The sequence below is a fragment of the Spirosoma radiotolerans genome, assembly GCF_000974425.1.
GTDB lineage: Bacteria > Bacteroidota > Bacteroidia > Cytophagales > Spirosomataceae > Spirosoma > Spirosoma radiotolerans.
Genome location: NZ_CP010429.1, coordinates 4,850,470 through 4,866,485, shown reverse-complemented (window position 1 = coordinate 4,866,485; position 16,016 = coordinate 4,850,470). Strand labels below are relative to the sequence as shown.

Sequence of the window (16,016 nt, the reverse complement as noted above, 5' to 3'; positions counted from 1 at the left end):
GGGACTGTGCCGCTGAGACCGAAGCGAGTAAGGAAGAGCAGCTTTTTGGAGCTGCTATCCGCATTTACCTGCACGTCTCAGGGCATGTCTCTATCCCTTGGGAAGGGGGCTTGTTCGGTGCTGAGTCTACTAATGCTTTGGCTGGTAAGCTCATCGTCACAAGCGCAGACCCCAACAATCAATTTAAGTCTTCACAATGCAATCAGTAGCCAGGCACCGAAAATTGGGGACGTTGTTACGTATACAATTATCGTAGCGAATGCGCCTGGCTCAATTACCGCTACTTCGGTGTCTGTTAAGGAAGAGTTACCGAGCGGGGGAGTGGCGTATGTGCCTGGTTCTGCCAGTGTCGTCCGCGGTGCGGGTACATACGATGCTAATACGGGTATCTGGAACACCCCATTGATCGTTCCGGGTGACTCCGCCGTATTAACGTTAAAGGCAACTGTACAACAACAGGGCGTTTGGTTTAATAAGGCGGAAGTTGTAGCCGCTGGCCAGACAGATTCGAATTCAATCCCCAATAATCAGAGTTTGACCGAAGATGACTACGATGCAGTCTGTTTTTCGGTTCCTATTCTCTGGTACCCTGGTGACGAATATACCGTAACGATCCCATCTGGCTACGACCAGATTGTGTGGTATCGCAACGATGTGCCGATTAGTACATCGGCCGTATCAACCTCACTTGCTGAGGTGAACAGCGACCTCTCATTGACAATCAAAAGTACAGGTACCTATCGGTTTGTAACCTATCGCACGGGTTGTCCGGCGACAAATTGCTGTGACATTCAGGTCATTCAGGGTCCGTATGGTAGCCTGGGTGATTACGTATTTAATGACGTAAATAAAGATGGTGCTCAATCAGCAGGAGAACCAGGTATAGATGGTGTAAAAGTATATTTATACGATCAGCTTGGGACAACAAAGCTAGATTCGACGATTACCGCTGGTGGTGGTAAATATTTGTTCGATAGTCTTACCGATGGTAGTTATGTTGTTCGATTCATTGCGCCAACAAATTATCAATCGACAACTGCCAATGCCGCCGGTGTTCCAGATGATCTGGATAGCGATGCAGGTGTAGGTGGATTTACGGGCGTTTATACCATTGATACAAGTCAGCCAACGTCCAGTACAGCCCGTAATAATCCAACCGTGGATGCTGGATTCTATATTCCCTCGGCCAGCTTAGGCGACTTTGTGTTTGTGGATACCAACAAGAATGGCATTCAGGACGGGGGTGAACCGGGCATACCCGGAGTGGTGGTTGTCTTACTGAATGGGACCAACACGCCCATTGCCTCCACCACCACCAACAGTTCAGGTATCTACTCCTTCACAGGCCTGACACCGGGTGTTCCTTACTCGGTAAGCTTTGTGACTCCGACGGGGTACGTCTCCACCTCGGCTCTGGTGGGGGGCAACGATGCCAAGGACAGTGATGCCAACCCGGCTACGGGGCAGACCCGGTCGGTGACTCTGGCAGCGGGGGAGAACAACCCAAACCTGGACGCTGGTTTCTACCTTCCCTCGGCGGGGCTGGGTGACTTTGTGTTTATTGACTTGAATAAGAATGGCATTCAGGATAGCGGAGAGCCGGGTCTGGGCAATGTGCTGGTAACCTTATATGTTAATGGCGCAACGTCGTTAACGACTACGACCAACTCCAGCGGCTTCTATTCGTTCACGGGCTTGACCGCTGGCAGCAGCAACAACTATTCGGTGGGCTTCACGGCCCCAGCCAATTACACCGCTACGCTGGCCAACGCAGGTAGCGATGACACCAAAGACTCGGACGCTGACCCCATCACGGGCAAGACCCAGTCGGTGACGCTGGCTAATGGAGAGTTCAACCCCACACTGGATGCTGGATTCTACATTCCCTCGGCCAGCTTAGGCGACTTTGTGTTTGTGGATACCAACAAGAATGGCATTCAGGACGGAGGTGAACCGGGCATACCCGGAGTGGTGGTTGTCTTACTGAATGGGACCAACACGCCCATTGCCTCCACCACCACCAACAGTTCAGGTATCTACTCCTTCACAGGCCTGACACCGGGTGTTCCTTACTCGGTAAGCTTTGTGACTCCAACGGGGTACGTCTCCACCTCGGCTCTGGTGGGGGGCAACGATGCCAAGGACAGTGATGCCAACCCGGCTACGGGGCAGACCCGGTCGGTGACTCTGGCAGCGGGGGAGAACAACCCAAACCTGGACGCTGGTTTCTATCCATCATGCCCAACTGACTTTAGCGTAGTCGTATCGAATGATGCAACGATCTGTAATGGCGACACAACGCAACTGATTGCGTCAACGCCTGTTCCGGGTGCTAAAATCTGTTGGTACTTAACGCCAACGGATGGAACAGCCTTTGCTACGGTTGACACTGGAGTGCCGGTTTCGGTCCACCCAACGATGACGACAACCTACTACGTTGAGGTGACAACAGAAGGGGGATGTAAGAGCGCCCGTAAGCCAGTTACTATAACGGTTACAACGGTGCCAACGCCGACCATTCTGGTCAATGTACAAAATACGTGTCCGGCAACGACGGTTGATCTAACTAAGATTAATGTTAGCAACTCCGCTACAGGTATTACTTACGAGTGGTATACGAGCATAAATCGGTCGACATCAACACGGGTAACTAACCTGACGGCTGTTGGCGCTGGTCAATATTACCTCTTTGCAAAATCAGGCAATTGCTATAGCAGCCCAGCGGTATTGACGGTTGGCATTGTTGACTGTAATTGTCAAAATGTTGCGGGCGTGAATGTCGGTCCAGGCGTGACCGTGTGTGCTGGGGATGTTATTCCGGTCAAAGCGGTTCTCTCTGGTTCGGCCACAAGCGTTATATGGGCAACGAATGGTACAGGTACATTTGGTAATCCAACCAGTCTGACAACAACATACACACCTTCGACAGCCGATATTACAACAGGGAATGTCCTGTTAACGGCAACGACCAATGATCCGGATGGACCAGGTGGTATTTGTCAGTCGGCTGCCAGCTCATTGATTGCTAAGATTAATGCACGGCCAGCCGCTCCTGTAAACGTTGCCTGCGATGATACACTGGTTTGCCAGGGAAGCAGCACTAAGCTGATTGGCTTTGCCCCGGGTGCCAAAATCAACTGGTACGACCAGGATGGTAAGCTGATTGGTACAACCCAGAGTGGCGGTAAACTGGTTGTCACGCCCACGAAAGCAGGTGCCGTTGTGTACTATGCTGAATCCTTCACGGATGCCGGTTGTGTAAGCACCCGTACATCGCTGACGATCTCGGTCGGCACATGTCTGGCTGATCTGGCCGTCGTGAAAACGGTAGTGACCCCAGGGCCGTATAGTATAGGCCAGAAAATTACCTACGCGATCACGGCAACGAACAATGGCCCAATCACGGCTACCAGTGTCAATATAAGCGACGTATTACCAACTTCATTGACGTACGTAAGTTCGACACCCGCTGGACAGTACAACCCGGCAACGGGTATCTGGACCATCGGTACAATGACGAATGGATCGAATCGTAATTTGCTGATTGAAGCGACCGTTGTCAAGGCAGGTTCCATCAAAAATACGGCGATCATCTATAGCCCGGATAACGATCCGAAATATCCTCAAAACGATACGTCGTCCGTTACCATCGATGTCAATACCTGTGTGGTTCAGCCCCCAACGATCCTCTGTGCTATCTCCGAGATTTGCAAAGGTGGAACAACGACGCTGAGTGCTACCGGATGTGCTGATGGTATAGTAAAATGGTCGGATGGAAAAACAGGGTTGACGATCTTCTCAACACCTGCAATGACGACTACCTATACGGCCGTTTGTGTGGTTGGGAACTGCGTAAGTGCAGCATCGAACCCAATTACGGTGGTCGTACTGGATCCGAAAACGCCAACGATTACAGCCAGCGCAGACAATGTTTGCCCAGGCACATCCGTGACCCTAACGGCATCAGGTTGCGAGGGTGGTGTAATAGAATGGTCTGATAAGGCCCAAACCGGTACGTCAATCGTGGTAACGCCCTATGGTAAAACGACCTATACCGCTCAGTGCCGTCAGGGCAGCTGTTTGAGTAGCCCAGCTACAAAAACGATTAATATTGCAACGGATATCCCGACACCGACGATCGTTTGTAGTACAAGCGTTGTTTGCCCAGGCGAAACGCTGACACTAACGGTTGAAAATTGTGTTGGAACGCCCGTCTGGAATAGCACAACCGCTACGACGAGCAGTATTGTTGTGACGCCAACCATTGGCAACAACACCTACTCGGTATATTGTAAGAATGGTGCTTGTGTAAGTAAGTCGTCAGCCATATATACGATCAACATTGTGGCGCCAGTTATCCCAACGGTAACCGCCAGCGCTGATACGATCTGTGCAAAGGGCGCAGTTACCTTAACGGCGGCTGATTGTAACGGAACGGTTGTCTGGAACGTAAATGGCCAAACGGGTCCGAGCATCACGGTATATCCGATGGCTAACATCAGCTACTTCGCGCAGTGTAAATACCGCACTTGCCTGAGCGCTCAGTCAAATACGGTAAACATCACCGTAGTGACACCAGCAACCCCGATTATTTCGGCAAGCAGCACAACACTCTGTAGTGGCAATAAATTAACCCTCACCGCAAAAGGCTGCGCTGGCACGGTGCAGTGGCATGGGGTTGATAAAATCGGTGCGAGCATCGACATTTACCCAACGAGTACGGTCGAATACTATGCAACCTGTAAGCAGGGTACTTGTGAAAGCGAAGCCTCGAACAAGGTTCGTGTAAGCGTTAGCTCGTCTACGTCTCCAGCACCGGTTGTCACGGCTTCTACCTTAGCCGTCTGCAACGGTGGTCTGGTATCGCTGACCGCTACGGGTTGTACCGGTGGTACCGTGAAATGGTCTGACGGCCAGACGGGATCGGTAGTTTCGGTAACGGCAACACCGACCAACCACGAGTTCTACGCACTTTGCCAGGTTGGCACCCAGTGCGGGACCGGGAAGTCGAATGTGATCAACGTAAACGTGACGCCAACACCAACGCCATCCATCGTTCGTTGCTTGTGTAGTGCGGATACGATCTGTCCGGGTGAACACGTGAAGCTGTCGGTGAAGGACTGCCAGGGTACGCCTTACTGGAGTACAGGTGAAACCACAACCAGTATCATTGTGTCCCCAACGGTAACCACTGGCTATACTGTATATTGTCAGGATGGTGTCTGCAAAAGCGCAAGTACGCAGCCCTACACCATTACGGTAATTCCAGTAGCTGCCCCAACCATTACCGCTTCGGCTACGGTTGTTGAGCCAGGCAGCACGGTTACCCTGTCGGCATCTGGTTGCGCCGGTACCGTGATCTGGTCAGCCAATGACATTAACGGGAACAACAAAGGTACGTCTATCGTCGTGCGGCCAGAAGGTACGCAGACTTATTACGCACAGTGTCAGTTCCGAGAATGTCTGAGCGATCCGTCAATAACGATTATCGTTAACCCCGGCGACTGCTCGGCTAAAGCCGGAACGCTGGTTGCCGTGAATCCAACGGTGTGCGGAGGATCCAGCACAACAGTAACGATTGGGGCTTCCCTAAATGGCGGTTTAGTACAGCCAGCGGGTTACTCTATTCTGTATGTGTTGACGAAAGGAGCTGAGAAAATTGTTCAGCAAACCAGCTCGACACCACAGTTTGTTGTCCCATCAACTGCGGCAGACTACACCATCCATACACTGGTCTACAATGCCAACGCAACGGATAAGAACTACCTTGATCTGTCGGTCGTCAAACCAGGCATTACCACAGCTACGGATGTGCTGCAACTGATTGGTACCAAGTGTGCCAGCCTGGATGTAGCGGGCGCCAAGGTGAAGGTGAGCGTAGTTAACCCGCCAACGTTATCGAGTGGCCCATCCCTCACGGTTTGCAACGGTGGTCTGGTATCGCTGACCGCTACGGGTTGTACCGGTGGTACCGTAAACTGGTCTGACGGTACAGTAGGAACTACCTACTCGAAAGCGATTTACAGCGACAAGACGCTGACGGCTACCTGTACAGTTGATGGGTGCACAAGTGTACCATCGGCAAGCGTGCACATTACGCTAGGTGCGCTGGCTATCCCAATCATTGTGAGTAACTCACCGGCTGTTTGCGTAAGCGAAACGGTATCGTTGACGGCAACAGGCTGTGTAGGAGGTACATACATCTGGTCCGACAATAAGACCGTTGGCAGTACGCTCACAATAACTCCAACGGCCGATGTGAGCTACCGCGTGAAGTGCAAAGTGGGCGAATGTGAAGGTGAATGGTCTGCCTACACGACCATTAAGGTTGGTGTTCCGGCCGCTCCAACAATCTCCATCATTGGGTCAACCGCCAGCACGACAACTTGCTTCGGTACACCAGTGACCCTGGTTGCTCAAGGTTGCTCGCCAAACAGTTACGTGACCTGGTCGAACAATCAGGTTGGCTCATCGATCACAGTGTCCCTGGCCAGCTCCACGACCATCACGGCACAGTGCTGCAACTCGAACCAGTGTAAGAGTGCTCCATCGAACGCGATCGCCGTAACGGTGTTGCCGAAAGTACCGCAACCCGTAGTGGTCGATAAAACGAATGCCTGCCCGTTCGTAACCGTCGATCTGGCTACCGCAGTGACCAGCAAAGCCGCAACAACCGGTGGTGTATTTGAATACTACACGGATGCTACGCTGAGCAGTGCTTCGAAAGTGGCTAACCCTGCAGCGGTCGGTACAGGAACGTATTACGTGGTTGAGAAAACGGTCAATGGCTGTTTGAGCCTGCCCGTTGCGATTCATGTGCAGATTAACACCTGTAATGAACCAACGCCTTGCGATACGCAGAATCCGGCGACAGCAAATGCGGGTGCAGACGCCAGCGTTTGTGCAACGAAAACATATCAGTTGAATGGTTCCATGGGTGGCGCGGGTAAAACCGCTCACTGGACTACTAGTGGTAGCGGGTCTTTCGATAACTCATATGCGTTGAACGCCGTCTACACGGCTAGTACGGAAGACATCCTGTCGGGTAAAGTAACCCTGACACTGTCGGTAAGCACCAACAACGCAGCCTGCCCGGTTGCCAAAGACGATATGTTGTTGACAATTGACGGTATCAAATCTGTACCCGTAATCACGGTAGTGGGTGGCACTAAACTTTGCTTTGGTGACTCTGTAACCCTGAAAGCACCGGCTGGTGCTTCGGGATACAAATGGAGCAATAATGCAACGACACCATCCATCGTCGTGAAAACAAGCGGGGTGTATGATGTTCAGTTATTTGACCCGAAAGGCTGTAGCTCGGTCAAATCGGAGCCTGTAACGGTAAATGTTGCTGAACCGGTTAAGACACCAATTGTGTCTAACCTGCGGAATGAGTGCCCGTCTAAAATCGTCGACTTAACGAAAGCGTTGTCGACGACGACGGCAGGTAGTTCCTACATTTATCGGATTTGCGAGTGCAATACCTCGAACATCGTTATCCGGCCAGACTCGGTTTGCGAAGGCAGCTACTGGATCGTTGAGCGGAGTGCCTCGGGTTGTTTAAGTGCACCGGTTAAAGTAGTTGTGAAAGTCTTCAACTGCGCTACCGATACACTGGCCACCGACGTGAGCATTGCTAAACTAGCCAGCACGGCCTTTGTGAAAAATGGGGCTCCTGTCACGTATACCATTACGGTAAGCAACGCAGGACCACACACGGCTCACAACATCGATGTTCGGGATATTCTACCGAAAGGACTGGAGTTACTGCCAGCTTCACAAGCCAGCTATAAAGTATCGAACGGTGTGATCACCAAACGGATTGATAGCCTGAAAGCCGGACAGTCTGAACAGATCGTCTTTGCTGCCCGCGTGACGATCAAAGGAGAACAAGTGGTGAACAAAGCCGAGATTACGTACCTCGACAATAAAGACACCAACCTGGCGAACAACACATCGAGCGTAACGGTGAGAGATACATCGACACACCGCGCCAGCCAGATCGGTTTAGCGAAAGCGGTACTGGGTCAGCCAGTGGCGGTAGGCGATTCACTCATCAAGGTTTCGTATAGCTTCCTGGCAACGAACTTTGGCGATGACACCCTGCACAATGTCAAGGTGACGGATGATCTGGCCTATGCGTTTGCACCCAATCAGATCCAATCGGCGAAAGTAACGCTGGCGACTGGCTCCACTCTGAAAGCGAACCCTGCCTTTACCGGGCTGGTACCGAACTTCCATCTACTCGATACATTGAGCACGATTTTGCCCGGTGCTTCGCAGACCTTCAGACTGGATGTGATAGTAAAACGCAAGGCTGGCGATACAACCATGACGTTCAAGAATATAGCCAATGCATCGGCTATGAACAGTCTGACGCTGGTAACGGACATGTCGACCAATGGTGGTGATACTGATCCCGATAATGACGGCGATCCGACCAATAACATGGGCTTCTCAACCTTCACGTTAGGCGCCCAGCCAACCCAGTCTCCAAGCCTTGGACTGGCACTGGCGGTTGTCAAAGTAGAGTCGTTGCCCGACAGTTCGTACAACATTACCTACAAAGCAACGCTTAAGAACTTTGGTGATGTCGATCTGAAAGGAGTCGTGCTGACAGATAGCCTGGTTCGGGCGTTTGCTTCACCAGCGTCTTACAGCGTTGTTGGTGCCCCTGTCGTTGGTGCTGGTAGTACGTTAGTCGCCAATGCTGGATTCAACGGGAACACGCAACCGAACATTCTGACAAGTGCCAGCCAATTAGCGGCAGGTGTTCAGGATACAGTGTTGATCACGGTAAATGTCAGACCGAACGGAAACAATGGTCCGTTCTACTCTAGTGCTACAGTGGTTGGTCATACGGCTGATTCGAGTCAGGTGGTTAAAGACATCTCGAACAACGGAATTGACCCGGCTCCTGCTGGTTCTGTTTCAACAACGGTTCGCTTCGATCTGCCAAAAGGATTGCTGGGTGTAGCTAAATCCGTTGGGACACCAACACTGGTTGAAGAAGGTATCTATGATATCCCGTACACCATTACGCTGAGCAACATGGGAACTGTACCACTGAAGAAGGTGCAGGTAGTGGACAACCTGTCTCAGGCGTTTGGGCATGGTGCGCTAATTGTAAGCAACCGCGTTAAAGTGACGAGCACCGGCAACCTCGCCGTCGATTCGCTCTACACAGGACAAGGGTTGGTTACTAAAATGCTGGTCGATTCGATGAGTACGCTAGCCGTAGGCGCCAAGAGCATGCTAAGCTTCACGGTTCGCGTAAATGTGAAGAATGCCGATTCGCTGACATTCTTTAACATTGCCGATGCAACCGCCTTAACGCCAACGAACGATGTTGTAAACGATATGTCAACGGCTGGTATCAACAATGATCCGGACAATGACCTTGACCCACGCAACAACAGCACGCCAACACCGGTTTCGCTGAATAGCCTCTCGACCTCATCGTACATTGGTCTGGCAATGAGCATCCGGGATACGGTTCGGCAAACGGATGGTAGCTTCAATGTTACCTACCAGATTGTGGTGAAAAACTACGGTTCGGAGAATCTGAAGAATGTGAGTATTAGCGACACACTATCGAAGGTCTTCAATAGCCAGACTGGCTCGACCTTCAGCCTGGTGAAAGCACCTTTCACAACTTCTACCGGTAGTGCGCTGAAGCTGAACCCGAATTATAATGGCGGTTCTGACCCTGTACTGGTTCTTGGCGACAGCACCAGTACGTTAGCTGCGGGTAAGGTAGATACGCTTCAGATGGTTGTCAATGTGGCTAGCAATGGTAGCACGACTACCTTCCTGAACTCGGCCTACGCTGAAGGAGTGGCGAAATCAGGTAAGGTAAGCGACGTGTCGACGAGCGGGTTGAATCCTGATCTGAATGGCAATAATAACCCAACGGATTCGAACGAGCGCGAGGCTACTCCGCTGAACTTGCCACAAACGTTCCTGTCGATCTTCATTCCGGAAGGCTTCTCGCCAAACGGGGATGGTGTCAACGACCTGTTCGTCATTCGGGGCACAGCCGGGCTGACCGTCAGCCTGGAAGTATACAACCGTTGGGGGCACCTGGTCTATAAAAACGACGAGTACCACAATGATTGGGACGGTAAGCCAAATCAGGGTATCTCCATCAGCTCGGATGCGAATGGAGTGCCGGATGGAACGTACTACTACGTGATTAATACCAGCGACGGACGCAAGTTTGTACGATACATGACGATTAACCGCTAATACCGATGTCAAACAAGTTTTCAATAAAACATTCGGCAGTCGCGCTGCTACTGATCCTCGGGGTCGGTAGCAGCCAGGTCCGGGCACAGCAGGACAAGATGTTCTCGCAGTACATGTTCAACATGATGGCCCTTAACCCGGCTTATGCCGGCAGTCGCGACGTGCTGAGCATGTCAGCCCTTTATCGGAATCAATGGGCTGGGCTGCCTGGCGCTCCGCAAACGGCGACGTTTACGGCCGATATGCCTCTCAATAATGAGCGCGTTGGTGTCGGTTTACAACTGTACGGCGATAAAGCTGGTGTTATCCAGGAAACAGGCGCTTTTGCTTCTTACGCATTCCGCATTAAAGTCGGTGCCAAGAGTACACTGGCGTTGGGCCTGCAAGCGGGTGCATCCAGCTATCAGGCTAATTTAACGGAGGTGAAAACGTCGCCCGATGGGCAGGTTGACCCGGCGTTTGCCAGTAATATCTCGAAGATCCTGCCGAACTTTGGTACAGGTATTTACCTGAGTAACGACCGGACCTATCTGAGCATTTCGGTGCCCCGCCTGATCAAAAACAAGTTGAGTGAATACAACGTCGGCGATCTGCGATCCGTACAGGCCCGTCAGGCGTATTTAGCGGCTGGTTTCGTCGTGGGAATCAGCCCGGTGGTCAAGATGAAACCATCGTTTCTGGTTAAGTATGCGGAGAACGCACCGCTTGGATTTGATGCGAATATTAATTTCTGGTTTGCTGACCGTATTGCACTGGGAGCATCGATTCGCCGGAATCAGTTTTCATCCTGGACTAAGTACACGACTGACGCAGTTGTAGGTCTTTTGGAGATTCAGTTGACCGATCAGTTCCGGTTTGGCTATGCCTATGATCGCACCATGAGTAACCTGCAAAGTGTCGCACCAAGTTCGCACGAAATTATGATTCGTTACGAACTTGGCTTTGGTAAGAATCGTATCCTGACGCCGAGGTATTTCTAAATTCGGCTCAGTATTTGCTTATCGAAAAGGTATAGACTCCTGTATAGTGAGGATATACCTTTTCTGTTTTTGCTGCTTCCCAATTTTCATCGTATATGACACGTATTCTTCCTATTCTAGTGCTTTTCTGGCTAGCGATCTCCCCATTGTTGGCCCAATCGCTCACTAAAAAGGCTGATCATCAATTCGATCAATTGGCCTACGCGCAGGCGATTGAACTGTATGAACAGGCGCTCGCCAAACCTACCAGCTTAACTGACGATGAACGCCGGAATGCAAGAGCTAAATTAGCCTATAGCTATCAGCAAACGCGTGATATGCAGAATGCTGAGCGGGTATATCGTGAGTTGATCAATAGCGGTGCGTTGCCGGCCGATTACAACAAGTGCTATTTATTTTATGCACAGTCTCTGGCTAGTAACGGCAAATACCATGAAGCGCAGGAGGCTTATGATAAATACGGTAGCGTGCAATCGAGCGATAAGCGCAGTTTGTCGTTCTCGAGGCTCTATAGTGACGTGGGCGCCCTCACCCGAAATGCAGGCAGCTACAAGGTCGAATTTTTAAGCATGAATACCCGCAAGGCCGAATTTAGCCCGATAATCTATAAAGATGGCTTGGTATTCGTTTCAGCGGGTAACGGAGGGAATGGCGTGAAGCGTGTGTTTAAATGGAATAACACCCCATTTCTGGACTTGTATTACCTGCCGGATCTCAAAACATTACGGTCGTCAAAGACGTCCAGCCTGGGCGGCAGTAGTGCTTCATCGGCAAAACGGGCACAAACGCGTTTGATCCGGCCGCTGGGTAGTGATGATTTTACCGCCCCAACCGCCAACGATACGCGTACAGTTGGTTTCTACGGCGGTACCAACATCAGTATGGGCTACGAAGACCAGCCGATTAGCGAATCCGACAAGTTTAGCCGGACATTGAACACCAAGTATCACGAAGGTCCCGCTACGTTCAGCAGCGATGGCTCCCGGGTTATTTTTACGCGAAACAACTTCAATGAAGGCCATTATCGTCAGAGTTCCGACGGCATAAATAAGCTAAAGCTGTATACCGCTACCCAAACAAATGGCGTTTGGAGCAAGGCAGAAGAACTACCGTTCAATAGTGACGAGTATTCGACGGGGCACCCTGCCCTGGCAAAAAAACGCAATGGTGAACCGGATCAACTGCTATATTTTTCGTCTGACCGGCCCGGCGGGTTTGGTGGCACGGACATTTATGTGTCCAAATGGACAAGTGGAAAATGGGGGGAGCCCGTAAACCTCGGTAAAGAAGTCAACTCAAAGGGAAATGAGCTTTTCCCATTTGCCGACGAAAAAGGAAATATTTATTTCTCATCGGACGGACGTGCCGGATTAGGTGGTCTGGATATTTTTTACGCACAACTGTCGGACGATGGCCTGCAAGGCCAGGTTGTTCGCAATTTGGGCGAGCCAATCAATTCTCCCCAGGATGATTTTGGCATTGTTACCGATGGCGATCGGAATGCGGGTTATTTCAGTAGCAACCGCAAGCACGGTGGGGCCGACGATGATGTGTACCGATTTACCCGCGAAGGATCTCTGTATCCGTGCCGCGAACTGACCGTAAGTGTCGTGGATGCTACTTCCAGAGAACCCTTGGCCAATACCGGCATTGTCATGGACAATCCGCTTAACGATAAGCAGAAAAACCTGAAGACCGATGCGGATGGGCTGGTGAAAATTTGCCTTAATGTTGATAGCGATTTTAAATTTCTTGCTACCCACGAGGGATACATGGACAACAAAGTTGGGTTTTCTACCAAAGACCTTTCTGATGACCAGCCATCACGTCTGGAAATTCTGCTGGATAAACCGAAAGCTTCTGATAAACCAACGACGACAACCCTGCGAGGCCATGTAACGACTCAAACCGACAAATTGCCCATTGCCGGTGTAAAAGTTGTGTTGGTAAATGGCTGTGATGGTACTACTCAGGAAGCCATTACCGGCCCTGATGGTAGCTATGAATTCCCGGTGCAGCCCGGCTGCGACTACTCGCTCGAAGCCATGAAAGACAATATGGGAACCATTGGCGGGCATGTTGCTAAAGATGGGACGGGTGTTGCCGACCTAACGATGTTCAAGAAAGGGGACGTCATTAAAATCGACAATATTTACTACGATCGAAATAAGTCCACTATTCGACCGGATGCCGCTGCTGAGTTAGATAAGGTAGTGGCCCTGTTAGCGAAGTACCCGAATATGACCATTGAAATGCGGTCGCACACCGATAGTCGGGCTACGGCGGCCTATAACAAAACTTTATCGAGCAATAGGGCTAAGGCGGCAGTGGGGTATCTGAAGTCGAAAGGTATTACGTCGAAACGTTTAGTGGCCAAAGGCTATGGCGAAACGGAATTGCTGAACAAATGCAAAGACGGCGTAAACTGTCCGGAAGAGGATCACCAGCAAAACCGTCGGACGGAAATAAAAATAATGAAATTATAAGGTCTGGGTACACGCTCCTGACTTATGTAGCTACCTCTTAGTAATCAGGGATTTAAAGCCGGGGTAGGGGCTATAGTACCAGCCAGCTAGTAAACGCCGGGCATCCTGTACGTAAATAGGATACCCGGCGTTTTAGGTTTTTAGTAGTAACTCCTGCAAATTGATTGCTTATTCGACGTCCCTATGCGTTTTACTCACTACCCTTTAGTTAGTTGCATGCTGGTAAGCAGTCTAATTCTGTTCATCAGCCAACATGTTCAGGCCCAGAAAGAAGTCCTTTATTCGCAGTACCTGTTAAATCCGCTGAGCATCAATCCAGCTTATGCTGGTAGCCGGGAGTCCTTTCAATTATCGGCTTTTCTTCGGCGCAAATGGATTAGCGTTCGCTATGCACCAATAACACAGAGCGTGTCGGCCGACGGAGCCGTTGCTAACGGTCGAATTGGATTGGGATTTCAGGCGTTAAACGACCGGATGGGCCTGTTTGCGACAACGGGCGCCTATGGGAGCGTGGCGTATCGCTTCAACATGCCTGCATTGGCTAAACTATCCATTGGCTTTCAGGGGGGCGTCAATGTACTGCCCATTTATGATGTTACGACGGCTGCGAGTATCAACCGGGCCGTTGCCAGCCTGGGTGTAGGCGTCTATTACCAGTCGGATCGCTTTTTCGCGGGTGTCTCCGCCCCCGAATTAGGCGGACAAATAACGGATGCAACCGGCCGCTATATCTATAAAAGTGTTCGGCCAGTTATGTTCCAGGCGGGTGTGCCCATTGAGGTTGCCGAAACTACCGTGCTGATTCCGTCCATCCTTGTTTCGAAAATTGCGGACCGCCCGCTTGGGGTGGACGTAAACCTGCGGGCCTGGTTCAATGAAGAAGTGGGCTTAGGGCTATCGTATCGGCAAAACAGCCCTGGGATTGTTCAGACCAACTACCTGCAGGCCTTTGTCGAATACCAGCTAACGAAAGCCATCCGGTTAGCGTATACATTCAACTCGCAAACGCCCGAAAGCCCGAATGCCATGCAGTACGATCAAAAAAGCGTCCATGAAATTATGCTTCGTTTTTCGCCCAATGGCCTTAAATTCACGTATTAATTGAGTGACCGGCCTCGTCCTCAATCCATAATAGAAATTTCGATACCTTCGTACCCAGATAAACGTAACGCTGCGCCTGATTGAAATCCTACAACGAGGTTTCCAGGGCCGATATGTTGCGCTATTTGTCGGCCAACAGTCGTATGCCTAACCAAACCACCATTCAAAATTTGTATATTCCCAGCGATCTCGACCGTGAGTTTCCACTGGCGCCCCATTACGTCCAAACGTTCGGTAGCTATCCGAATTACCTTCACTTCAACGATGATTTTAAGCCCTCGGCCCAGCAATTGCTGGATAGCCGTGGCTTTACGCTGGTAAACAGTTCAACACGCGTGAACGATGAAGGCTGGCATGTGATTGAGCGGATTTACCAGCATGAGGATGGGATGATTCTGAAGGCCGAATATGTAGGCGATCGTTTCTTTCGGCTTTATGGCTACTACCGCGATGAAGCATCGGCCAAAGTGCTGATGGACGGGCTTCAGGAGCACAAATACGTCCATGAAGACAATCAGACACACATTTATCTGATTCAGAGTGGATTGGGCGGGCTGCACACGGAACGGGTCGAGATTCTGCCTCCCAAGATAGACCTTGATCTTCATTACAACGATGACTTTCCGGCCGTTCATGAGCGGTTGGTCAGCTTATTGGCGCAACCCAAAAGTAAAGGCCTGATCCTGCTCCATGGCGAACCCGGCACCGGTAAAACGACCTATATCAAACACCTGAGTTCGCTGGTTAAAAAGGATATGCTCATCCTGCCTCCTTACATGACGAACTACCTGACCTCACCCGAGATCATTCCGTTTTTGCTGGAAAACAAAGAGTCGGTACTCATTATTGAAGATGCCGAGCGGATACTCCAGTCGCGCGAAGCGGGAGGAGATACCAACAGTGTCTCGAATATTCTGAACCTGACTGACGGTCTGCTGGCCGATTGCATGCACATTCAGGTTATTGCAACGTTCAACGCCAGTAAACATCTATTAGACAAGGCCTTACTTCGGAAGGGACGCCTGATGGTCGATTATGCGTTTGGGAAACTGATGCCGGCCAAAGCCAACAGTCTGCTCGCTCAGCTCGGTGTAGAGTACCGAACCGACCAACCCATGACTCTGGCTGATATCTTTAACCTTGATGAGCAAACGGTGTCAGGAGAGCGTCAGGAAACGAAAAAAGTTGGTTTTTGAACTGT

5 protein-coding genes are annotated in these 16,016 nt (G+C 50.8%); all 5 read left to right on the top strand.

What is annotated here, in order from left to right; translation table 11 throughout:
* The first annotated feature begins 84 nt into the window (after positions 1-84).
* The 5 genes from SD10_RS19715 (at position 85) to SD10_RS19695 (ending at position 16,011) form a co-directional block, all read left to right on the top strand.
* Positions 85-10,248: a T9SS C-terminal target domain-containing protein gene (locus SD10_RS19715; RefSeq protein ID WP_046576110.1), complete on the top strand. Its 10,164-nt coding sequence runs from the start codon at positions 85-87 to the stop codon at positions 10,246-10,248.
* Between the two features lie 5 nt (positions 10,249-10,253).
* The gene (locus SD10_RS19710; RefSeq protein WP_046576108.1) at positions 10,254-11,228 is read left to right on the top strand and encodes a PorP/SprF family type IX secretion system membrane protein; all 975 of its coding nucleotides are present in this window, start codon (positions 10,254-10,256) and stop codon (positions 11,226-11,228) included.
* A 95-nt stretch (positions 11,229-11,323) separates the two neighbouring features.
* Entirely contained in the window at positions 11,324-13,714 is a 2,391-nt protein-coding gene (locus SD10_RS19705; RefSeq protein ID WP_046576107.1) for an OmpA family protein, read from the top strand.
* Between the two features lie 183 nt (positions 13,715-13,897).
* On the top strand, positions 13,898-14,815 hold the full coding sequence (locus SD10_RS19700; RefSeq protein ID WP_046576105.1) for a PorP/SprF family type IX secretion system membrane protein: 918 nt from the start codon (positions 13,898-13,900) through the stop codon (positions 14,813-14,815).
* Between the two features lie 113 nt (positions 14,816-14,928).
* On the top strand, positions 14,929-16,011 hold the full coding sequence (locus SD10_RS19695; protein ID WP_148562560.1) for an AAA family ATPase: 1,083 nt from the start codon (positions 14,929-14,931) through the stop codon (positions 16,009-16,011).
* Positions 16,012-16,016: the final 5 nt, after the last annotated feature.